The following is a 21757-nucleotide window of genomic DNA, read 5'->3' on the forward strand; positions in this document are numbered from 1 at the left end:
GTGCTGTGGGCAACGGTGAGCTGGAGAGTCACAGCCTCGTCGACCTCGCCCTCGACCGGCTCAGCCGCGAGATCCTCAGCGGCCGCACCGACCCCGGCGAGCGCCTCGTCGAGGAGCAGCTCACCCGCCGGCTGGGCATCAGCCGGGCACCCCTGCGCGAGGCGCTGCGGTTGCTGGCCCAACAGGGCCTCGTGGAGCACATCCCGCGCCGCGGCGTCCGGGTGGCCACCCTCTCCGACGACGACGTCCGCGAGCTCTACGAGGTGCGTGACGTGCTGGAGCGGCACGCCGTCGCCTCGATCCGGCCCGGCGCCGACCTGTCCGGGCTGCGCGCCGCACTCGAGGTCATGAGCAAGGCGACGGACGCGGGTGACCGGCCGGCCATCGCCGACGCGCACCGCCGCTTCCACGTCGAGGTGGTCGCGCTGGGCGGCAACCGCCAGCTCGGCACCCTGTACGAGTCGGTGCTGGTCCGCCTCCAGCTCTACATGGCGGTCAACCTGCGCCGGGAGGCGGAGGTGGCGGAGCCCTCGGACGGTGTGCACCGCCACGAGCGGCTTCTCGCCGCGATTGAGCAGGGTGAGCCCGAAAGCATCATCGCGGCACTGAACGGGCACGGCGCCCGCACCTATCTGCCCTAGATCACGCAAGGAAATCCGCCCGTTACACGAGGTGGAGTCGGCCGAAATGAAACGGTCGACAATCGACAGAATGAACGATGTCTTCCGGCGCATCCGGGAACGCGGCCACGACGGTGTCTGGATCAGCACGGTCGCCGAGGCCGGCCTGCGGGCCCGGGCCGCGACCGTTCCCGCCGGCCTGCCCCTGTCCGGACTGACCTTCGCGGTCAAGGACAACATCGATGTCGCCGGGCTGGAGACCACCGCGGCCTGCCCGGAATTCGCCTACCGGCCCCGGCGGACCGCCCCCGTGGTGCAACGGCTGCTCGACGCCGGGGCGCTGCTGGTCGGCAAGACCAACCTGGACCAGTTCGCCACCGGCCTGACCGGCGCGCGGTCGCCGTACGGCACGCCGGAGAGCGTCTTCGGTGGCGGCCTGATCTCCGGCGGTTCCAGTTCCGGGTCGGCCGTCGCCGTCGCCGCCGGGCTGGTCGACTTCGCGCTCGGCACCGACACCGCCGGCTCCGGCCGGGTACCCGCCGCGCTCAACGGCATCGTCGGGATCAAGCCGACCCGGGGCCTGCTCAGCACGCTCGGAGTGGTGCCGGCGTGCCGCTCGCTGGACTGCGTCTCGATCTTCGCACCCGACGTCAGCCGCGCGGTCGCGGTGCTGCGGGTCGCGCGCGGGCTGTCCGACGGGGACCCGTGGGGGCGTACCGGGAGCCGGCCGTTGCGCGACCCGGCCGAGCTGCGCATCGCCACCGCGAGCTCGCTGGACTTCTTCGGCGACGCCGGGCAGGAGAAGGCGTTCGCGGCCGGGCTGGGCCGGTTCACCGACGTCCGTGAGGTCGGCATCGCACCGCTGCTGGAGGCCGGCGACCTGCTCTACCGCGGACCGTGGGTGGCCGAGCGGCTGGCCGACCTCGGGGACTTCCTGGACGGGCATCCGGACGCGGTGCTGCCGGTGACCCGCCAGGTGCTGGAGAGCGGACGGCGCTTCACCGCGGCCGACGCGTGGCGGGGCGTGCACCGGCTGCGCGAGCTGAAGGCGTGGACGGACCGGCTCTGGGACACCGTCGACGTGCTGGTGCTGCCGACCGTCGGCACGACGTACACGCACGCCGAGATCGCCGTCGATCCGATCGGCCGGAACCTCGACCTGGGCCGCTACACCCAGTTCGCGAACCTGCTCGACCTGGCCGCCGTCACGGTCCCGAACGGGTTCACCGCCGACGGCCGGCCCGCGAGCCTCACGTTGTTCGGACCGGCGTTCAGCGACGAGACGCTGGCGCTGCTCGCCGAGACGATCACCCGGGCGGACGACCTGATGACGATCGCCGTCGTCGGACTGCATCTGAGCGGCGAACCGCGCAACCACGAGCTGACCGAGCGACGGGCGACGCTGGTCGGCGCCGCCCGTACCGCGCCCTGCTACCGCCTCTACCGCCTGCCGTCCGGCGTGCCCGGGCTGGTCCGCGACGACACCGGCGGCGCGATCGACATCGAACTCTGGCAGCTGCCGGCCGCGACCGTCGGCAGCCTGCTCGCCGGTATCCCCGCCCCTTTGTCGCTCGGCCGCATCGCGCTGGCCGACGGCACCGAGGCGACCGGCTTCCTGTGCGAGGCCTACGCGGTCGGCGCAGCCCAGGACATCACCGCCGGCGGCGGCTGGCGGGCCCACCGCACCGCATCGGAAAGGCAGGACACATGACGGCGATCATCGGCCCGGTCAAGGCCGCCCCCTACCTCTGGCCCTACGACGGCTCGGTGCCGGTCGAGCGTACGGCGCTGATCTGCATCGACTGGCAGACCGACTTCTGCGGCCCCGGCGGATACGTCGAGGCGATGGGCTACGACATCGCGCTGACCCGGGCCGGGCTGCCCGCCACCGCGCGCCTGCTGGCCCACGTACGGGAGCTGGGCATGCTCGTCGTGCACACCCGCGAGGGTCACGACCCGGACCTCTCCGACCTGCCGGCCAACAAGCGGTGGCGCTCGGCGCAGATCGGCGCCGAGATCGGCGGACCGGGCCCGTGCGGGCGGATCCTGATCAAGGGTGAGCCGGGCTGGGAGATCGTGCCCGAGGTCGCGCCCGGGCCCGGCGAGGTGATCGTCGACAAGCCCGGCAAGGGTGCCTACTACGCCACCAATCTGGACCTGGTGCTGCGTACCCATGGCATCACGCACCTGATCCTGACCGGGATCACCACCGATGTCTGCGTTCACACGACCATGCGGGAGGCCAACGACCGCGGCTACGAATGCCTGATCCTCTCCGACTGCACCGGGGCCACGGACCCGGGCAACCACGCGGCGGCACTGCACATGGTCACCATGCAGGGCGGTGTCTTCGGCTGCGTCGCCACCTCCGACGACGTCATCGCCGCCACGGAGGGCTGAGCTGTGCCGACCGTGCAAGCAACGCCCGGCCCCTTCACCTTCGCCCCGGAAAGCACGGCCCTGCTCGTCATCGACATGCAACGGGACTTCCTGGAGCCGGGCGGTTTCGGCGAGAGCCTCGGCAACGACGTCTCGCAGCTGCGCCGCACGATCGCCCCGCTGGCCGCGTTCCTGAGCACCTGGCGGGCGGCCGGCCTGCCGGTCATCCACACCCGCGAAGGCCACCTGCCCGACCTGTCCGACTGCCCACCGGCCAAGCTCGCCCGCGGCCGGATCGGCCAGCAAGGGCCGAAGGGCCGCATCCTCATCCGCGGCGAGTACGGCCACGACATCATCGACGAACTCCAGCCGGCCGCGGGCGAGGCCGTCGTCGACAAGCCCGGCAAGGGCGCCTTCTACGCCACCGAACTGCAGGACCTGCTCGACAAAGGCGGCATCCGCAGCCTGCTGGTCACCGGCGTGACGACCGAGGTGTGCGTGCACACCACGGTCCGCGAGGCCAACGACCGCGGCTACGAGTGCCTCGTGCTGGCCGACTGCGTCGGCTCCTACTTCCCCGAGTTCCAGCGCGTCGGCCTGGAGATGATCGCCGCCCAGGGCGGCATCTTCGGCTGGGTCGCGGATTCGACATCCGTCAGTCTTGAGGAGCAGCCATGAAACTCCCCTACTGGGTACGCGGTGACACCAACGCGTTCTTCGGCTTCGGCGTCAACGTCCTGGTCAACGTGCTCACCCTGACCGGCCTGTGCATCGGCGTGATCGGCATGGACCCGGGCGACGTGTTCGGCGTCATCCTGCCGGCGCTGGGCATCGCCCTGGTGCTGGGCAACATGTACTACACCTACCTGGCCCGCCGGCTGGCCGCCAAGGAGAACCGCAGCGACGTCACCGCGATGCCGTACGGCCCCAGCGTGCCGCACATGTTCATCGTGATCTTCGTGATCATGCTGCCCATCTACCTGACCACCAAGGACCCGATCCAGGCGTGGACGGCCGGCATCGCGTGGGCGTTCATCATCGGGGTGATCGTGCTGATCGGCGCGTTCGTCGGCCCGTACATCCGCAAGTACGCACCCCGGGCCGCCCTGCTCGGCACCCTGGCCGGCATCTCCATCACCTTCATCTCGATGAACCCGGCCGGGCAGATGTGGAAGGCCGCGTGGATCGCCCTGCCGGTCCTCGGCCTGCTGCTGATCGGCCTGCTCACCGACGTCAAGCTGCCCGGCAACCTGCCGATCGGCCTGGTCGCGCTGCTGCTGGGCAGCGCGATCGGCTGGATCGGCGGGGCGATGTCGGTGCCGGACGTGACCGCCGCCGCCCAGGACATCGCGTTCGCCTTCCCGCACCTGAAGTTCGACCTGCTCCTGGACGGCCTGCGCGACATGGCGCCGCTGCTGGCCACCGCGATCCCGCTGGGCGTCTACAACTTCACCGAGGCGATGACCAACGTGGAGAGCGCCGCTACCGCCGGGGACCGCTACAACCTGCGCAGCGTGCTGCTCGCCGACGGCGGCGGCGCGGTCATCGGCTCAATGCTGGGCTCGCCGTTCCCGCCGGCCGTGTACGTCGGGCACCCCGGCTGGAAGGCGGCGGGCGGCCGGACCGGCTACTCGATGGCGACCGGCGTGGTCATCGCCCTGCTCTGCTTCTTCGGGATGTTCGGCCTGCTCGGCACGATCTTCCCGACCGCGGCCATCGTGCCGATCCTGCTCTACATCGGCCTGCTGATCGGCGCCCAGGCGTTCCAGGCGACCCCCCGGGCGCACGCCGCGGCGGTGGTCGCCGCGCTGATCCCGAACATTGCGAGCTGGGCCACCGGCCAGATGGACAACGTGCTGTCGGCGGCCGGCACCACCGCCGCGGACGTCGGCATCAGCACCCTGGCCGGCGCCGGCGTGGTCTACGACGGGCTGAAGACCCTGGGTTCCGGCGCGATCCTGGCCGGCCTGGTGCTGGGCGCGATCGTCGCTTTCATCATCGACAAACGTTTCTGGCAGGCGGCGATCTTCTCCGGCGCCGGGGCGGTGCTGACCTTCGTCGGCCTGATCCACGCGGAGAAGGTGCAGTGGAACGCCGACGGGCAGGTCAGCCTCGGCTACCTGTTCCTGACCGTGGTCTGCGTGCTGTTCGCGCTGACCAGGCCGACTCCCCGGGAGCCCGACGCCGTCGCGGACGTGCCGGAGGGCGGCAACGAGTTCACCGAGGCACCGGAGGGCGGCGTGCCCGTACCCAGCAAGGTCTGAGGCAGCACCGACCGGCGGCCCGGCGTTCGCGCCGGGCCGCCGCCACCCCGATGAGGAGACGCCATGCAGATCGACCGCCCGGACGTGCTCGCCGAGGTCACCGCGGCGTTCACGGACTACGAGGAAGCGCTGACGGCCGACGAGGCGGACCGCGTGGTGGGCTTCTTCGCCCCGGGCGCGGTCCGCTTCGGGATCGCGGACCAGCAGGCCGGCCTCGAGGAACAACTCGCCTGGCGGCGGGCCCAGCCCCCACTGCCGCCGGGCCGCCGGCTGAAGGACACGACCGTGACCGCGTACGGCGCGGACGTGGCGGTGGTCACGACCTTGTTCGGCTATCCGGGCTCGGAGGTGCTGGGCCGGCAGTCGCAGACCTGGGTCCGGTTGCCGCAGGGCTGGCGCATCGTCACCGCCCACGTCAGCCATCCGGCGGAATAATCCGGGCCGCGATGACTTGCACCATGGCGAGTCCTTCGACGAAGACGGAAAGGCATCGCCATGGCCAAGACTGTGTTGCAGCCCGGACCGAGTCACCCCATCACGGTCACGCCGAACCCGGCGCGGATCGTCGTCACCGTGGCCGGCAAGGTCGTCGCCGACACCACCCGGGCGCTGACGTTGCAGGAGTCCACCTATCCCGCCGTGCAGTACATCCCGATCGAGGACGTCGACCGGTCGCTGCTGGAGCGCACGGAAACCAGCACGCACTGCCCGTACAAGGGCGACGCGAGCTACTACTCCATCCCCGCCGGCGGCGCGCGGTCGACCGACGCGATCTGGGTCTACGAGCAGCCGCACGACGCGGTCAAGGAGATCAAGGACCACGTCGCGTTCTACCCGGACCGGGTCGACAGCATCGAGGTCCAGAGCTAGACAGGGGGGCATGAGCCCGGACCTGGTCGAGGCGGCGCTGCGGCCGCACGTGGACAGCGGCGAGCTGCGGCTGGACGACGTCGTGCCGCAGGCCCGGCCGATCACCGTCCGGCACGTGCTGACGTACACGCACGGGTACGGCGTGGCGGGCTCGGCACCGCGGCCTACGCCGACCTGGCCGGTGGCCGGGTCAACGTGCTGCTGACCCAGCGCGAGATGACCTCCCCGGTGCCGGAGCCCTACGCCGACGCGTTCTGGGCCGCCGTCACCGCGGGGGCCTGACGGCGCGCCGAGGTCCGCAGCAGTTGGGCCCGCAGGCGGACGGCGTCCTGGGCCGGCGGGATGCCGTACGCCCGGCGGTATTCGCGGTTGAACTGGGTCGCGCTGGTGTAGCCGACCCGTTCGCCGACGATCGCCGCGGTCGTGTCGCCGGCGACCAGCAGGCGGCGGGCTTCCTGGAGGCGGACGACCTTCTGGTACTGCAGCGGGCTCATCCCGGTCGCCCGCCGGAAATGCCGGTGCAGTGTCGCCGTGCTCATGGTGGCCATCGCGGCCACCGCCTCGATCCGCAGCGGGCTCGCGTGGTTCTCGCGGATCCAGCCGGAAACCCGGCGCACCTGGGTCACGTGCGAGTCGGCCAGCGCGAACTGCCGCAGCACCGGGCCCAACGGGCCGCCGAGCAGGCGGTACAGGATCTCGCTCTCGATCCGGCCGGCCAGTGGCCCGATGTCGCGCGGGGCGTCCAGCAGGCGCACCCACCGGGTCACCGCGTCGACGAGTTCGGGACCCATCGGCGTGCTGACCACCCCGCCCGGGTCCGGCTCCGGCAGCCTGGCCGCCTCGCCCAGCTCCAGCAGCAGATCCGCCAGCACCTGCTCGTCGAGCGTCAGCACCACCGAGCGGTACGGCAGCCGTTCGAAGGTCGCGGTGACCGGCAACTCCAGCGAGCTGACGAACATGTGCCCCGCCTCGACCAGCGCGCTGTGGTCACCGGCGGTGGCGCGCTTGGCGCCGCTCGCCACGAAGCAGAGCATCGGTGTGTACATCATGTCGACCACGGCGGGTGCCTCGTCGGCCGCCACCAGTGAGAGCCGGGGCACCGCGGATTCCACCCAGAATCCCGGGCAGTGGCCGGTGACAGCGCGGGCGAGCTCGTCCAGCATCGGCCGTCCTTCCCGTGAGCGGATCAGGCAAGAGTATGCGGTTGCCGGCCCATGCCGGCCGGCCCCGGCCGACCTAGCGTCGAGGCATGACAAAGCTGGAGATCCGCAGGCTGGGCGGGCAGGGCCTGACGAGCTCGGCCATCGGCCTGGGCACCATGGGCATGACCATGGCGTACGGCGCCGGGGACGACGAGAGCAGCATCACGACCATCCGCCGCGCGCACGAGCTCGGCGTCACCCACTTCGACACCGCCGAGCTGTACGGCCAGGGCGACGGTGAACGCCTGCTGGGCCGGGCCGTCCGGGGCTTCCGCGACGAGATCGTGATCGCCACCAAGTTCGGTTTCGACCTCACCGATCCGGCCCGCTACGGCGTCGCGCTGGACAGCCAGCCCGCCCACATCCGCGAGGTGACCGAGAACAGCCTGCGCTACCTCGGCACCGACCACATCGACGTGCTCTATCAGCACCGGGTCGACCCGGCCGTGCCGATCGAGGACGTCGCGGGCACCGTCGGCGAGCTGATCCGGGAGGGCAAGGTGCGGTGGTTCGGGCTCAGCGAGGCCGGCCCCGAGGTCATCCGGCGGGCTCACGCCGTGCAGCCCGTGTCGGTGCTGCAGACCGAGTATTCGCTGTTCGAGCGGGCTGTCGAGACCGATGTGCGGCCGGTGCTGCGCGAGCTGGGGATCGGCTTCGTGCCGTACTCGCCGTTGGGGCGGGGCTTCCTGACCGGCGACGTGCGGCCGGCGGACAGTTACGCCGAGGACGACATGCGGCGCTGGGACGACCGGTGGCAGCCGGGCAACTACGAGGCGAACGTGGCCGCCGTACGGGCGCTCACCGAGCTGGCCACCGCCAAGGGTGTGCAAGTCACCCAGCTCGCGCTGGCCTGGCTGCTGGCCCAGGGTGACGACGTGGTGCCGATCCCGGGCACCCGCAGCCCCCGGCGCCTGGCCGAGAACGTCGCCGCCGCCGAGGTGACGCTGACCCCGGCCGAGCTGGCCCGGATCCAGGAGATCGTGCCGCACGGTGCGGCCGGCTCCCGCTACCCGGCCGCGATGATGCCGTCCTGGTGACCTCGCGGGCAGACTGAGCCGCATGACCTTGACCAGCCGGGTGGCCGCGCATGCCGATCTGCCTCAGCTCCTGCCGTTGATCAATGCCGCTGTCGAGGAGCTGCAACGGGGCTTCCTCGACCCCGCGCAGATCGCCGCCAGCCACGCCGTCATGGGCCTCGACACCCAGCTCATCGACGACGGCACGTACTTCGTGGTGGAGGCCGACGGGCAGCTCGCCGGCTGCGGCGGCTGGAGCCGGCGGGCCACCCTCTACGGCGGCGACCACTCCGGCGGGCGGGATCCGGCGCTGCTGGATCCCGCCCGGGAGCCGGCCAAGGTACGGGCGATGTACACCCGTCCCGGCTTCACCCGCCGCGGCGTCGGGCGGCTGATCCTCGACCGGTGCGAGGCCGCGGCCGCCGCCGAGGGCTTCACCACTTTGGAGCTGATGGGCACCCTGGCCGGCCGCCCGCTGTACGAGGCGGCCGGCTTCACCGTCGTCGAGCACGTGACGGAGACCTCGGGCGGCGTCTCTGTACCGCTGGTCCGGATGCGCAAAGACTTGCCTTGACGCCGGTGGCAAGGCCTAGCGTGCGGTGCGACCAACGAACGAGGTGAGTCGGATGCTGATCGGGGAGCTGGCCGAACGGGCCGGTACGAGCGCCCGCACGCTGCGCTACTACGAGCAGCACGGGCTGGTCGAGCCGCAGCGCGACGCCAACGGGTACCGCCGGTACGACGAGTCCGAACTGCGGGTCGTGCACGAGATCCGGGCGTTGCTGGCCGTCGGGTTCGGCCTCGACGACATCCGGCCGTTCGTCGCCTGCCTGCGGGCCGGCAACGCCGCCGGGCACGTCTGCCCCGATTCCGTGGCGGTGCTGCGCCGCAAGCTCGCCGAGGTCGAGACCTGTCTGGATCAGCTCGCCGGCGTCCGGGACCGGTTGCGCGGGCAGCTCGCCCAGGCCATCCAGGAACGGGAGAAGCAATGCTTGCGGATTCGCTGACCGAGGTCACCGACGACACCTTCGCCGAGCTGGTGCTCGGCAACCCCCGGCCGGTGCTGGTGGACTTCTGGGCCGAGTGGTGCCCGCCGTGCGGGCCGGTCGCCCGCACCCTGGCCGAGCTGGCCGGCGACTTCCCCGGCGTGGTCATCGCCCAGATCGACGCGGACGAGAATCCCGTCACGATGCGGGCCTACCGGGTGCTGTCCATGCCCACGCTGCTGTTCTTCCGCGACGGCGTGGTCGTGCACACCATCGTGGGGGCCCGGCCGAAGTCGGTGCTGCGGCAGGCGCTGGGCGGGGCTTTCGAGCCGTACGCGAACCGTTAGAGCTGCTTGCCCTGGTCCAGCACCTTGGCCGAGACCTTGAGGGTCTTGTGCTTCTGGGTGCCGCCGCCGACGGTGTAGATCGCGTACGTGTGGGTCTCGGTCGTGCCGACCGCACCGGCGCAGGAGAAGGTGAACTCCTGGGTGCCCTGGAGGTCGACGGGGCCGTAGGTGCCGGGTGTGCCGGTCGGGTCGTCCACGGACAGCGCGGCCGAGTCGGCTCCGGTGATCTTCCACTTGATGATCAGCGGGACCGCCTCGGCCCGGAAGACCGCCGTACCCTCGGCGCACTTGGGCTTCTGCACCACCTTGAACGAGACGATCCGCGGGCCGTGCGGCTTGGGCGCGTGGGTCGGGGTGCTCTCGTGCGTGGGGGTGCTCTCGTGCTTCGGGTTGCTCTTGTGCTCGGGGCTGCCCTGGTGCTTCGGCGCCTTCTTGGACGAGCCGACCGGGGTGGCGTCGGCCACCTTCTCCGGGGAGCCCATGCCGGCGGGGACGCTGCTGGCGGACGGGGCGGCCGGGCCGTCGATCGCACCGCAGCCGGTGAGCCCGGCCATGACGGTGGCGGCCACGACAAGGGCGGTGGGGTGGAGCTTCATGCTCGGCCTCCTGGTTGTTCGAGCGCCCTGACCGGGCGTGCCACTCACAGTAGGAAAGCGGTGATCCGCAGTAATCCCGGAAACGTGCCGAGGCGTACCGCGGCAGATCGGCGTACCGAATCGCTCAAGCCGGGCCCCGGCGCGGCGATGAGGTTCCCGTGGCCACGGAACCGGGAGGAGGCGCGGTATGACCGGCACGAGTCTCGTGGAGCAACGCCCGGCCGGACCCGGGGTCGTCCAGGTCGCCGTCCTGCTCGACACGGCCGAGGAGTACCGGCTCGCCGGTGACTACCGCAGCGGTTCCGAGGTGGCCCGGCAGGCCGCGAAGCTGGCCGAGGCCTCGGCTGATCCGGCCGGTCAGGCCCGGGCGCTGCGTTCGCTGGCCACCCAGCTGCTGCGCCTCGGTGAGCAGGAGGACGCGGTCACCGCCTGCCGCGAAGCGGTCGCGGTGCTGGAGGTGACCGGTGACGAGGCCGGCATCTGTGAGGTGCTGACCCTGGAGGCGCTGCCACTCAACGACCTCGGCATGCACGACGAGGCGCTCGACGTGCTGGCTCGCGGCCGCGACATCGCCCAGCGGCTCGGCGACCGCGACCTGCTCTACTGGGTGCACAACCGGACCGGCGTCGTGCACGGCAGCATGGGCGACCGCAACCTGAGCACCGAGTACCTGATGCGGGCGCTCACCATGGCCGACGGCATGGACGCCGAGGCCCGGTTCTGCATTCTCAACAACGTCGGCGACAACGCCGTCCACGAGGTCAACCGGCTGCGGGCCGCCGGCGAGGAGGAGCGGGCCGAGCAGACGCTGCGGGGCGCGCTCGGTCACGTCGACGAGGCGCTCGGGCTGGCCCGGGCCGCCCGCCACCCGTTCCGCGAGTCGATCTGCCTGGACAACTACGGGATGCTGCTGGCCCTGGCCGGTGACTTCGCCGGGGCGGCCCGGATGATCGAGGACTCGCGGGCCATCGCCGTCATCCACGGCTACCGGTCGCTGGAGTCGGCCGCGCTGCAGCACCAGGCGCACGTACGGCTGATGCGCGGCGAGTGCGCGGCGGCGGTCGAAGGGCTGCTGGAGGCGTTGGAACGAGCCGTCGAGGCCGGTGAGAAGCCGATGGCCATGGAGATCCACCGAGAGCTGTCGGACGCGTACGAGCAGGTCGGCGACCTGGCCGCGGCGCTGGCCCACTACCGCTCGTTCCATGCCCTGGAACGCGAGGCGCACAACCACGTCGCCGTCGCCCGGGCCCGGATGGCGGTGCACCACTTCGAGCTCGACAACGCGCGGCTGGAGGCGGAGAAGGCGCGGCTCGAGGCGGAGCTGCACCGGGTCCGCAGCGCCGAGCTGGAGGCGGACAACCTGAGCTGGCAGCGCCAGGCGTCCGAGGACGCGCTGACCGGCCTGCCCAACCGGCGCTTCGCGGAGCTGCGGCTGCCGGAGCTCGCCGCCGCGGCCGGGCCGCTGTGCGTCGCGATCGCCGACGTCGACCTGTTCAAGGGGGTCAACGACCGCTTCGGGCACTTCGTCGGCGACGAGGTGCTCCGGCAGATCGCCACGGTGCTGCGCGACAACGTCCGCGACAACGACCTGGTCGCCCGGTTCGGCGGCGAGGAGTTCCTGATCGCGCTGGACGGGCTGAGCCTGCCGGACGCGCAGGCCCGCTGCGAGCTGCTGCGCGCTCAGGTGGCCGGCTACCCGTGGGAGCTGCTGCAGCCCGGGCTGTCGGTGACCATCAGCCTGGGCGTCGCGGTGGTGCCGGCCGGTGGTGACCTGCCGGCCGCGAAGGCCCTGGCCGACGAGCGCCTGTACGCCGCCAAGCACCAGGGCCGCAACCGGGTCGTCGCGGGCTGACCCCGCTTACCAGGGCACCACCCCGGCGTCCTCGAAGAACCCGCCGGTCGGGCCGTCGTCGGGCAGCGTCGCCAGCCGGATCGCGGTCGCCGCGCCCTGCTCGGGGGTACGCACCCCGCGGAACCCGTTGAGGTCGGTGGCCACGAAACCGGGGCAGGCGGCGTTGATCAGGATGTTGGTGCCGCGCAGCTCCCGGGCGTACTGGACGGTCACGGCGTTGAGGAACGTCTTCGACGGCGAGTAGGCGACCGCCACCGGACCCGTCGTGAGGTCGTCGGCCGGACCGGACTGCCGGGTGAGCGAGCCGACGCTGCTGGACATGTTCACGATCCGCGGCGCGGCCGAGCGGCGCAGCAGCGGCAGCATGGCGTTGGTGACCCGGACGACGCCGATCACGTTGGTCTCCACGACCGTCCGGATGATCGCGAGGTCCACGCTGCTCGGCTCCTGCGGCCGGTCCCCGGTGATCCCGGCGTTGTTGACCAGGACGTCGAGGCGCCCGGCCCGCTGCTCGATCAGCTCGGCGGCGGCCGTCACGCTCGCGTCGTCGGTCACATCCAGAGGTACGCCGAAAGCGTCTACACCGGCCGCCCGCAGCTTCTCCACCGCGGCTTCCCGGCGCTGGTCGTCGCGGGCGCCGACACCGACACTCCAGCCCAGCGCGCCCAGGCCGGCCGCGATCTCGTACCCGATTCCCTTGTTCGCGCCGGACACCAGCGCGATCGTCGTCTCCGTCATGCCCCGATCGTCTCCACGCCCCGGCCGGCCACCAACACCGTTCGAGGAGCCATCGATACCGCGCGGGTATCGATTCCGGGTACCGTGCAGGGATGGAGACGCGGGAGCTGCGGTACTTCGTGGCCGTCGCCGAGGAGCTGCACTTCGGGCGGGCCGCACGCCGGCTCGGCATGGCGCAACCGCCGTTGTCCCGGGCGGTCGCGCAGCTCGAACGACGGCTCGGGGTGACCCTGCTGGAACGCACCAGCCGCAGCGTCACGTTGACCGAGGCGGGGTCGGTGCTGCTGGCCGAGGGCCGGGCCGCCCTCGATGCGGTTGATGCGGCGGACCGCCGTACCCGCCGGGCCGCGGTGTCCGGGACCGGTGATCCGGGCCTGGTGCTGGTCACCAAGGCCGGGGCGTCCAGCGAGCTGCTGGCCAAGCTGCTGGACGCGTACGCCGCCGAGCCCGGCGCGGTGACCGTCGACGTGCTGCTGTGCGGCATCGGCGAGCAGGAACGCATGCTGCGCGACGGGCGGGCCGACGTGGCCCTGCTGCACCTGCCGTTCGACTCCACCGCGGGCCTGGACACCGAGGAACTGTGCACCGAGGGACAGGTCGTGGTCCTGCCGGCCGGGCATCCCCTCAGCACCCGTGCCGAGGTGCGGCTGGCCGAGGTCACCGCGCTGCCCGGCCTGCCGGAGCCACGCCGGCCCCGCCCCGACGGCACCTACCCGGACGGCCCCGGCCCCCAGGTACGCGACAGCGCCCAGCTCTACCAGCTGATCGCGCTGGGCCGGGCCTCGGCGGTCCTGCCGGAGTCGGCCCGGGCCCAGCTGAGCCCCGGCCTCGCCGTCGTACCGGTGCCCGACGCGCCGGCCGTGACGACGGTGCTCGCCTGGCCGCCGCACAGCCGTTCCCGGGCCCTGGCCGGCCTGGTCCGGACCGCGACCCGCCGCTGAACACTTGCCTCTCCCACCGGGGGAGGTCGCAGAGTGGGGGCCATGGCCTTCCTGTCGATCGGTGAGCTGGCCCGGCGGACCGGGCTGACGGTCAAGACCGTCCGGTTCTACGCCGATCGCGGGATCGTGCCGCCGGCCGGCCGCAGCCGGGCCGGTCACCGCCGCTACGACGCCACCGCGGTCGCGCGGCTCGAACTGGTCCGTACCTTGCGCGAGCTGGGGCTCGACCTGGCCACGATCCGCCGGGTGCTGGACCGCGAGGCCACCCTGGCCGAGGTGGCGGCCGCCCACACCGAAGCTCTCGACATCCAGATCCGCACCCTGCGACTGCGCCGCGCGGTGCTGTCGGCCGCGGCGCGGTACGGATCCACCCCGCAGGAGGTCCAGCACATGCGCGAACTGGCCGAGCTCGGCGCGCGGGAACGCCGCGCCCTGATCGACGACTTCCTCGGGCAGGTCTTCGGCGGCCTGGACGGCTTCGCCGGCCTCGCCCGCTCGCTGACCCCGGAACTGCCCGACGATCCGCAGCCCGCGCAGCTGGAGGCGTGGATCGAACTGGCCGGGCTGGCCCGGGAGCCGGCGTTCCGGGACCTCATGCGGCAGCTGGCCGAGCGGCATTCCGACGACCGGGATCCGGTGCTGCTCCGCCGGGACCCGGTCGCGCTGGTCCGCGACGAGGCCGGACCGGCGATGGCGGCCGGCCTCGACCCGGCCTCGCCCTCGGCCGGGCGGGTGGTGACCGCGGTGCTGACCCGCTATCCGGTACGCGAGCGGCTCGAAGCTCAGCTGGAGGCGGCCCGGGACCCCCGCCGGGAGCGCTACCTGGAGCTGCTGTCGGTGGTCAACGGCTGGCCGGCCCCGGAGCGTCTCGGCCCGGTGCTCGGCTGGTTCCTCACCGCGCTGCGGCACCGCTGACAGCTACCCGACACCGCCGTCTCACGGGTATCAGGGGCACCGACCGGCAGCTCTGCATCCTACGGATGCGGCCGAGGGGGACGTGTCCTCGCCGCCCGTCCCTCCCCGGGCGGGCGGCGACTCACTCGGGCGAAAGGTGTGCGCACTCGTGAAACGTCACATGCGCGAGAACTACTACGTCGTCGGCGAGGGAATTCTGACCACGGACGGCAAGAGCGGGGTGTGTGAACGGCCGTCCACGGAGGCGTCGCTGCGCAAGTTCCGGTTCTCCCGGCTGCTGCCCAAGGGCGGGACCATCGACGCGACCGTCCTGGAGAAGGTCGCCACGGCGATGACCGTGGCACCCACCGCACCGGCCGTGCAGCCGGTATCCGCGGACCCGCCGGTGCCGGCCGGCTTCACCTACCTGGGCCAGTTCGTCGACCACGACCTGACCCTGGACAACACGGCGACGGCGCTGGGCGAGCACGTCACCGTCAACGAGCTGCTCCAGGGCCGGTCGCCGGCCCTGGACCTGGACTCGGTGTACGGCCGCGGCCCCGGCGACCGCGACGACGACCGCTTCTACGCCCCGGACAAGCTGAAGCTGCGCGTCGGCATCACCGCGGCGATCGGCACCGGCGGCACCAACGTCAACCTCAACGGCTACGACCTGCCCCGGGTCACCCAGGGCTCGACCAAGGCGGAGCGGCAGCGCGCGCTGATCCCGGACCACCGCAACGACGAGAACCTCATCGTGGCGCAGACCCACCTGGCGTTCATCCGCTTCCACAACCGGGTCGTCGACCAGCTGGCCGACAACGGCGTGCCCAGCGCGATCCTGTTCGAGCGGGCCCGGCACACCGTCGTCCGGCACTACCAGTGGATGCTGCGCACCGACTTCCTGCCGCGGATCGTCGACCGGGAGATCGTCGAGGACGTGTTCACCACCGGCCGCCGGTTCTTCGAGGTGCCCGGCGACGGCCACACCAACGGTCACCAGCGGTACGCCAAGGCCGGCGACACCCCGACGATGCCGATCGAGTTCTCGGTGGCGGCGTACCGGCTCGGGCACAGCATGGTGCGGGCCGCGTACGACTGGAACCGAATCTTCTCCGGCACCCGGGGCAGCCTGCGGTTGCTGTTCACCTTCAGTGGCACCAGCGGCAACTTCGACCCGGCCAACCCGGACGTCAACGACCAGGAGTCGGGGCTGTTCGAACGGCTCCCGACCAACTGGGCGGTCGACTGGCGGCGGATGTACGACTTCGCCACCGAGGCCGGCCGGCCCGACCTGGCCCCGCCGGCCGGCGTCAACATCGCCCAGCGCATCGACACGCTGCTGGTCAACCCGCTGGCCGGGATGCCCAAGGGCACGTTCGGCGGCAACGGCACCAACCCGCCGGCGATCCAGCTGAACCTGGCGTTCCGCAACCTGGTCCGGGCCAACATGGTCGAACTGGCCAGCGGCCAGCAGGCGGCGGAGTTCCTCGGCGTCACGCCGCTCACCGCGGAGCAGATCATCGGCGGCACGGACGCCGGCGCGGTGCTCACCGCGCTCAACGACGACGAGCGGAACGCGTTCGCGGCCCGGACGCCGCTGTGGTTCTACATCCTGCGGGAGGCGGAGCTCAACGGCGGACGGCTCACCGGCGTCGGTGGCCGGATCGTGGCGGAGGTCTTCCACCGGGCGATGGAGGGCAGCCGCATCTCGATCGTGCGCGACCCGTCGTGGCGCCCGACGCTGGGCCCGGACGCCGACACGTTCCGGATGGTGGATCTGCTGCTGTTCGCCTTCGAAGGCCGCGCCGAGCTGCTGGCGCCGCTCGGCGACACCGACCCCACCGCGCCCCCGGCCGCACCGCCGGCCGACCCACCGGCCGACCCGGCAGCGCCCCCGGCGGCCTGAGGCCGGCCGCTCGCCGAGAGCTGCTCGCGGGCCGGGATCATCGACGATCCCGGCCCGCGGGCTCGTCACGTCGCGTCACCGCGGGGACACCGCCTGCTGGTGACTGCGGGTGACCGCCGGACGTCTGCCATCATGGCCGGATGGTTGTGACCAGAGTCGTCCGGGCCGCCCTGGCCGTGTGTGCCGTCGCCGCCTTCGCCGGCTGCTCGTCGGACGACTCCCCCGACCCCGACGGCACCATCACCGTCGACACCGTGCGCAACGCTCTGCTCAAGCCGGCCGAGGTGGGCCCGACCTGGAAGGCCCCGCAGGAGTCGGCGGCGCCGAACCAGCTCGTCAGCATCTGCGGCGCCGACACCGCCCCGGCCGGCATCCCCGGCAAGCCGCAACTGGTCGCCGCGCCGCTCTCCGACGAGGGCACCGAGGGTGTGCAGAGCCTGACCCAGCTGGGCCTGGTCTACGAGGATGCCGTTTCCGCCGCGACCGCGCTCGCCACGCTGCGTACGGTCGCCGATGCCTGCGCGCCCACCGTGTCACAGCCCGCGAAGTCCGGCGAGCGCGAGGAACCCGCGTACACGGAGACGGCCGCGACCGCCCCGCTGGAGGAGGGCGGCTGGATCGGCTTCGTCACCACCCGCCAGAAGCAGTACGACAAAGCGCACCCCGCCACCGCCGACGTGGCCGTGGCCGCGTTGGCCCGGGGCAACGTGGTGCTCGTCGACCAGTATGCGATCTACCGCCTGGGCAAGTCGGACGCGAGCGCCAACCCGCAGTTCTCCGCCGACTGGCAGAAGCTGGTCGGCACGACCGTCAAGCGGATCGGCGGCCAGTGACGGTCAGCGGGCGCGACCCTCGAGCATCATCGCGACCGACCGGGCCACCCGCCGGGCCCTCGTCTCCGCCGCCTTCGCCCCGGTGACCTGCAGGACGTGCCAGCTCTTGGTGCTGTAGGACAGGCCGTCCCAGCACGCCTTCGCGGCCGGCTCGGCGTCGAGCGCCGCCGCGAGGTCCGCCGGCACCTCCACCTCGCGTACGGCCCGGTCCAGCACGACGTCCACGTCGAGCACCTCGCCGGGCGCGATCCCGGCGGCGGCCCGGCGTTCCGCGCTGACGCCCAGCCAGTAGGAGCCGCTCATCCGGGCGATCGAGCCGCGCCACTCGAAGCCGTTGACGGTCACGACCACCTTGGGCCGGCCACCGCCGTCCAGCGCGGCCACCACGTCGTCGTCGACCGGGAACCCGGCTGTGTTCCCGCCGGTCGACCGCAGCTCCGCACGAAACCTCATGAGCAGGGAATCTACCCGCTCAGGGCACGGGTTCGAGGTCACGTTCCGGCTCGCGGGGGGCCGGCTCGTCGCGGACCCGGGACAGCCGCCCCGGCCACCACATCCACCGTCCCAGGTCGAGGTTGAGCGCGGTCACCAGCACCGACCGCACGATGAGGGTGTCCAGCAGCACGCCGAACGCGACCGCGAAACCGATCTCGGCGAACGCCACCAGTGGCAGGCTGCCGAGCGCGGCGAAGGTGCCCGCCAGCACGATCCCGGCGGAGGTGATCACCCCGCCGGTGGCAGCCAGGCCGATCAGCGCGCCGCGCCGGGGCCCGTGCCCGTGCGCCTCCTCGCGGACCCGGGTCATCAGGAAGATGTTGTAGTCGATGCCCAGGGCGACCAGGAAGACGAACACGTACAGCGGGAACGACGTGTCCTCGCCGGCGAAGCCGAACACGTGCCGGAAGACCAGCGCGCTGACGCCCAGCGCCGCGCCGAAGGACAGCACGACCGTGGCGATCAGCACCAGCGGGGCGACGATCGCGCGCAGCAGCAGGCCCAGGATCACCAGCACCACGAGCAGGACCAGCGGGATGATCAGCCGGTTGTCGTGCTCGTTGGCCTCGTTGATGTCCAGCGTCATGGCGGTCAGGCCGCCCACCTGCGCGTCGCCGACCGGATGCACGGCGGCGCGGACCCGCTTGATGGTGGCCATCGCCGCGTCGCTGTCCGGCGGGTCGGCCAGCAGGCCCTCGATCAGCACCAGGTCACCCTTGACCACGGGCTCACCGGCGGCGCTGATGCCGGGTGTGGCGGCGACCGCCGACCGGATCCGGGCAGCCGCGGCCGCCTGCCCGATCACGACGACCGGCTGGCCCTGGCCGGCCGCGAAGTGCCGGGCCAGCGCCTCCTCGCCGGAGACCGACGACGGCTTGTCGACGAACTGGTCGGCCTGGGCCAGACCGTTGGCTTCGAGCTGGAGCAGGCCCAGCGACATCGCGCCGAGCACGGCCGCGGTGGTGACCCAGACCAGCCGGGGGCGGCGGGCGATCCGCGTGCCGAGCCGGGCATAGACGCCGGTGGCGGTCGGCTCAGCTGTGCCCATCGCCGGGCGGACCGGCCAGAACAGCCAGCGGCCGAAGATGACCAGCAGCGCCGGCAGCAGAGTGATCATCGCGAGCAGCCCGACCACGATGCCCAGCGCCGAGACCGGGCCCAGGCCGCTGGTCGAGTTGACCTCGGCGAGTGTCAGGCAGGACATGCCCACGGCCACGGTGGCGGCGCTGGCGATGATGGCCGGCCCGGCCCGGTGCAACGCGAGCGCCATCGCCTCGTGCCGGTCGTCGTGCCGGCGCAGCTCCTCGCGGTAGCGGGCGACCAGCAGCAGGGCGTAGTCGGTACCCGCGCCGAAGACGAGCACCGTCAGGATGCCCGCGCTCTGCGCGTTCACCACCAGCCCGGCGTGCTTGGCGAGCAGGTAGATGACCGCCTGCGAGGTGGTCAGCGCGACCCCGGCGGAGATGATGGGCAACAGCCAGAGCACCGGACTGCGGTACGTGATCAGCAGGATGATCGCCACGATCGCCAGCGTCGTGTAGAGCAGGGTACCGTCGATGCCCTCGAACGCCTCGGCGCTGTCCGCGGCGGTGGCGGCCGGCCCGGCGTACTGGATGCTGAGCCCGCCGCTCCCCGCGCCGGTGGTGGCCTTCAGCTGGTCGACCGTGTCGACGATCTTGTCCCAGCCGTCCGCGTCCACCTTGATCGGCACGATGGTCTGCAGCGCCTGACCGTCCTTGGCCGGCACCGGCCCGGTGACGGCACCGGTGACCCCGGCGACCCGGCCCATCGCGGCAGCGTCCTGAGTGGCCTTGGCGGTGTCGGCCGGGGTGATGCCGGCGGCCCGTTCGTAGACGATGACGGCCGGCGCGATGTCGTCGGGCTGGAAGGCGCCCTGCAGCTCGGAGACCTGGGTGGCCTCTGCCCCGCCGGGCAGCCAGGCGGCGTTGTCGTTCTTCTCGACGTCGGTCAGCTTGCCCGCCATCGGCGCCGCGATCATGAGCACCACGACCCAGAGGCCGAGCACCACCCATTTGCTCCAGCGCCCGCACACCAGACCGGCCATGTCGGAACCCCCCGTGTCATCCGATGGGCCGGAGCGTAGGCCTGCCCGATGACGGCACCAAGCAGAAAAACGACAGGTCAGGGTTTTCTCGGGGTCGATATCGGATGATCGGCTACCCCCGCCCGGGCCTTACAGAGCGCCGCGGGCGACCGCGAACGCGTACGCGGCCAGCGTGAAACTGTCGGTCATCTCCCCCGCCACCATCATCGCCTCCAGCTGCTCGCGGGTGACCAGCCGGACGTCGTCGATGCCTTCCAGGAACGCGTCCCGGGTGCCTTCGGCGGGCAGCTCCGGAACATCGAGGCGAGCCAGGAAGATCTCGTCGGACTCGGCGCCGTTGGCGAAGCGGCCGAGCAGCTCGACCTGGCCGACCGGGACGCCCAGCTCCTCGGTGAGCTCCCGGCCCGCGGTGGTGACGCCGTCAGCGCCGGGCTCGGCGAAACCCCGCGGAATCTCCCAGCGCCAGCTCCGGGGGTCATGCCGGAAATGCCGGATCAACACGATCCGGCCGTCCGGGAGCACGGGCATGACCGCCGCCCCGGTGCCGGCCACGGCACCGAGAACGCGGATGTACGGTCCCATCCTCCCGTCACGGAACCGGACGGCGTCCCGCACCCCGATCACGAACGAGTCCTCATAGATCACGCCGATGTCGCCGTACTCCTCGGGCTTGCCCACCGCCCGCAGCTTCGCGGCGGACTCGTCGGCGACCCGGTTCTGCCCGGCCTGGTCGAAGACGATCTCGTAGGCCGCGTCCGGCGGGTTGACGAACAGCTGCGGCCGCTCGGCGCGCAGTTCGTCGTAGCGGGCCAGCCGCTGCGCCCGGCGCTGTTCCCGCGACGTGTCCGAACTCACGTGGCCTCCGCTCGACGACCGTTCACCGGGATCACTCCTGACGCGAGTCAGTCTGCCGGTACCGGCGCCGGTGCAGAAGAAGCTGTCGACGTCCCGACCGAATCCGGCCGATCCAGTGAGCGGGTCAGCCCGATCCGGACTGGATGTGCAGCCAGCCGCAGTCGGAACAGACATCGAAGCCGCGGAACTGGGCGAGCCGGCGGCGGCCGCACACCGGGCACACCACCCGATACGTCTCGTGGTGGCCGTCCCCGTGGCGGGCCGGGAACACCACGGTGAAGAACAGCCGCCGCTGCCACATCCCGTCACCGGCGTCGACCGCGACGACCCCGGCCCGGCGGCGCACGTCGACCCGGGCCAGCAACCGGGTCGCCGCGTCCGGCGGCGGTACGGCGAACAGCAGCGGTGCCACGTCCGCGGGTTTGACGTCCTCGACACCGGAGACGATCCGGGCGTCCTCGCGTACCCCATCGGACCCGAACCCGCCGCCCGGGCCGACCGGCAAGTCGACGCACCAGCCGGGCCGGGGCCCGTGATCGGACCGGCCGAGGCTGGTCCGCAGCACCGTCCACAGGCCGAGGTGCTCGGAGCCGATCATGCCGATCTTGACGTCGGCGCCGCGCTCGTCGTTGAGCCCGAGCAGCACCGGGCCCCACTTGGTGACCCGCCCGGCGGCGGCGACCGCGGGGCCGAGCCCGGGGTAGAGCAATCCGGCGACGCCCTCGGTGAACCGCCACAGCGGGCTGCGGATGTCCCCGACGATCTCGTCGCAGCGGGCCGCCGCCCAGCCGGCGATCCGGCCGTCCTGCGGGGCGTCGTCCGGTGTGTCACGGGGGCCGTGGCGCATTGATACATGCTGTCACTCTGCGGCTACGGTGAATACCCCACTCACCCG

General features: G+C 72.2%; 24 protein-coding genes. 17 read left to right on the plus strand and 7 right to left on the minus strand.

Translation table 11 applies throughout. From position 1 onward, the window contains the following. The first annotated feature begins 5 nt into the window (after window positions 1-5). The 8 genes from AB0C12_RS18270 to AB0C12_RS18305 all read left to right on the plus strand — a co-directional run bounded on the left by AB0C12_RS18270 (window position 6) and on the right by AB0C12_RS18305 (window position 6338). Entirely contained in the window at window positions 6-641 is a 636-nt protein-coding gene (locus AB0C12_RS18270; RefSeq protein WP_360549319.1) for a GntR family transcriptional regulator, read from the plus strand. A 46-nt stretch (window positions 642-687) separates the two neighbouring features. Beyond that, the gene (locus AB0C12_RS18275; protein ID WP_360549321.1) at window positions 688-2331 is read left to right on the plus strand and encodes an allophanate hydrolase; all 1644 of its coding nucleotides are present in this window, start codon (window positions 688-690) and stop codon (window positions 2329-2331) included. Further along, window positions 2328-3020, plus strand: a complete 693-nt coding sequence (locus tag AB0C12_RS18280; RefSeq protein WP_360549323.1) for an isochorismatase family cysteine hydrolase — start codon at window positions 2328-2330, stop codon at window positions 3018-3020. Before AB0C12_RS18275 ends, AB0C12_RS18280 begins: the two co-directional genes overlap by 4 nt. Window positions 3021-3032: 12 nt before the next feature. After that, the gene (locus AB0C12_RS18285) at window positions 3033-3677 is read left to right on the plus strand and encodes an isochorismatase family cysteine hydrolase (RefSeq protein ID WP_360549325.1); all 645 of its coding nucleotides are present in this window, start codon (window positions 3033-3035) and stop codon (window positions 3675-3677) included. Next, window positions 3674-5263 (plus strand): regulator, encoded by a 1590-nt coding sequence (locus AB0C12_RS18290; RefSeq protein WP_360549327.1) that lies wholly within the window; start codon window positions 3674-3676, stop codon window positions 5261-5263. The genes AB0C12_RS18285 and AB0C12_RS18290 overlap by 4 nt, the downstream gene beginning before the upstream one ends. Before the next feature lie 63 nt (window positions 5264-5326). Then, window positions 5327-5698 (plus strand): AtzH-like domain-containing protein, encoded by a 372-nt coding sequence (locus AB0C12_RS18295; protein WP_360549329.1) that lies wholly within the window; start codon window positions 5327-5329, stop codon window positions 5696-5698. 60 nt (window positions 5699-5758) lie between these two features. After that, window positions 5759-6133: a DUF427 domain-containing protein gene (locus AB0C12_RS18300; protein WP_360549331.1), complete on the plus strand. Its 375-nt coding sequence runs from the start codon at window positions 5759-5761 to the stop codon at window positions 6131-6133. 10 nt (window positions 6134-6143) lie between these two features. Then, window positions 6144-6338, plus strand: a complete 195-nt coding sequence (locus AB0C12_RS18305; protein WP_360549333.1) for a hypothetical protein — start codon at window positions 6144-6146, stop codon at window positions 6336-6338. A 34-nt stretch (window positions 6339-6372) separates the two neighbouring features. Here the strand turns inward: AB0C12_RS18305 and AB0C12_RS18310 are convergent, their stop codons facing one another. After that, window positions 6373-7296: an AraC family transcriptional regulator gene (locus AB0C12_RS18310; RefSeq protein WP_360549335.1), complete on the minus strand. Its 924-nt coding sequence runs from the start codon at window positions 7294-7296 to the stop codon at window positions 6373-6375. An 86-nt stretch (window positions 7297-7382) separates the two neighbouring features. Here AB0C12_RS18310 and AB0C12_RS18315 point away from each other — a divergent pair, with 86 nt between their 5' ends. The 4 genes from AB0C12_RS18315 to AB0C12_RS18330 are packed head-to-tail and all read left to right on the plus strand — an operon-like array spanning window position 7383 to window position 9684. Beyond that, window positions 7383-8372, plus strand: coding sequence for an aldo/keto reductase (locus tag AB0C12_RS18315; protein ID WP_360549337.1), 990 nt, complete (start codon window positions 7383-7385; stop codon window positions 8370-8372). Window positions 8373-8394: 22 nt separating this feature from the next. Beyond that, window positions 8395-8925, plus strand: a complete 531-nt coding sequence (locus AB0C12_RS18320; protein ID WP_360549339.1) for a GNAT family N-acetyltransferase — start codon at window positions 8395-8397, stop codon at window positions 8923-8925. Between the two features lie 52 nt (window positions 8926-8977). Then, a complete protein-coding gene (locus tag AB0C12_RS18325; protein WP_360549341.1) occupies window positions 8978-9358 on the plus strand; it encodes a MerR family transcriptional regulator in 381 nt (126 codons plus the stop codon). Continuing rightward, complete coding sequence (locus AB0C12_RS18330) at window positions 9340-9684, plus strand: thioredoxin domain-containing protein (RefSeq protein ID WP_360549343.1); 345 nt, start codon at window positions 9340-9342, stop codon at window positions 9682-9684. Before AB0C12_RS18325 ends, AB0C12_RS18330 begins: the two co-directional genes overlap by 19 nt. Here AB0C12_RS18330 and AB0C12_RS18335 read toward each other — a convergent pair. Further along, window positions 9681-10280 carry a hypothetical protein gene (locus AB0C12_RS18335; RefSeq protein WP_360549345.1) on the minus strand — a complete coding sequence of 200 codons (600 nt, stop codon included), beginning with the start codon at window positions 10278-10280 and terminating at the stop codon, window positions 9681-9683. The genes AB0C12_RS18330 and AB0C12_RS18335 overlap by 4 nt on opposite strands. Before the next feature lie 187 nt (window positions 10281-10467). Between AB0C12_RS18335 and AB0C12_RS18340 the strand changes: the two genes are divergently transcribed. Next, window positions 10468-12132 carry a diguanylate cyclase gene (locus AB0C12_RS18340; protein WP_360549347.1) on the plus strand — a complete coding sequence of 555 codons (1665 nt, stop codon included), beginning with the start codon at window positions 10468-10470 and terminating at the stop codon, window positions 12130-12132. A gap of 6 nt (window positions 12133-12138) precedes the next feature. On the opposite strand, the gene AB0C12_RS18345 is transcribed toward AB0C12_RS18340, so the two are convergent. Beyond that, window positions 12139-12870, minus strand: coding sequence for an SDR family oxidoreductase (locus tag AB0C12_RS18345; protein ID WP_360549349.1), 732 nt, complete (start codon window positions 12868-12870; stop codon window positions 12139-12141). A 92-nt stretch (window positions 12871-12962) separates the two neighbouring features. Between AB0C12_RS18345 and AB0C12_RS18350 the strand changes: the two genes are divergently transcribed. From AB0C12_RS18350 to AB0C12_RS18365, 4 genes are all read left to right on the plus strand, one after another. Then, window positions 12963-13811: a LysR family transcriptional regulator gene (locus tag AB0C12_RS18350; RefSeq protein WP_360549351.1), complete on the plus strand. Its 849-nt coding sequence runs from the start codon at window positions 12963-12965 to the stop codon at window positions 13809-13811. A 42-nt stretch (window positions 13812-13853) separates the two neighbouring features. Then, window positions 13854-14726, plus strand: a complete 873-nt coding sequence (locus AB0C12_RS18355) for a MerR family transcriptional regulator (RefSeq protein WP_360549352.1) — start codon at window positions 13854-13856, stop codon at window positions 14724-14726. 148 nt (window positions 14727-14874) lie between these two features. Further along, window positions 14875-16614, plus strand: a complete 1740-nt coding sequence (locus AB0C12_RS18360) for a heme peroxidase family protein (RefSeq protein WP_360549354.1) — start codon at window positions 14875-14877, stop codon at window positions 16612-16614. Window positions 16615-16754: 140 nt separating this feature from the next. After that, window positions 16755-17447: a hypothetical protein gene (locus AB0C12_RS18365; RefSeq protein ID WP_360549356.1), complete on the plus strand. Its 693-nt coding sequence runs from the start codon at window positions 16755-16757 to the stop codon at window positions 17445-17447. Window positions 17448-17450: 3 nt separating this feature from the next. On the opposite strand, the gene AB0C12_RS18370 is transcribed toward AB0C12_RS18365, so the two are convergent. The 4 genes from AB0C12_RS18370 to AB0C12_RS18385 form a co-directional block, all read right to left on the minus strand. Next, window positions 17451-17900 (minus strand): YdeI/OmpD-associated family protein, encoded by a 450-nt coding sequence (locus AB0C12_RS18370; protein WP_360549358.1) that lies wholly within the window; start codon window positions 17898-17900, stop codon window positions 17451-17453. Between the two features lie 19 nt (window positions 17901-17919). Next, a complete protein-coding gene (locus AB0C12_RS18375) occupies window positions 17920-20007 on the minus strand; it encodes an MMPL family transporter (protein WP_360549360.1) in 2088 nt (695 codons plus the stop codon). A 129-nt stretch (window positions 20008-20136) separates the two neighbouring features. Then, window positions 20137-20862, minus strand: a complete 726-nt coding sequence (locus AB0C12_RS18380) for an NUDIX hydrolase (RefSeq protein WP_360549362.1) — start codon at window positions 20860-20862, stop codon at window positions 20137-20139. Between the two features lie 124 nt (window positions 20863-20986). After that, entirely contained in the window at window positions 20987-21709 is a 723-nt protein-coding gene (locus tag AB0C12_RS18385) for a hypothetical protein (protein WP_360549364.1), read from the minus strand. Window positions 21710-21757: the final 48 nt, after the last annotated feature.

The organism is Actinoplanes sp. NPDC048967 (assembly GCF_040649415.1).
Lineage (GTDB): Bacteria > Actinomycetota > Actinomycetes > Mycobacteriales > Micromonosporaceae > Actinoplanes.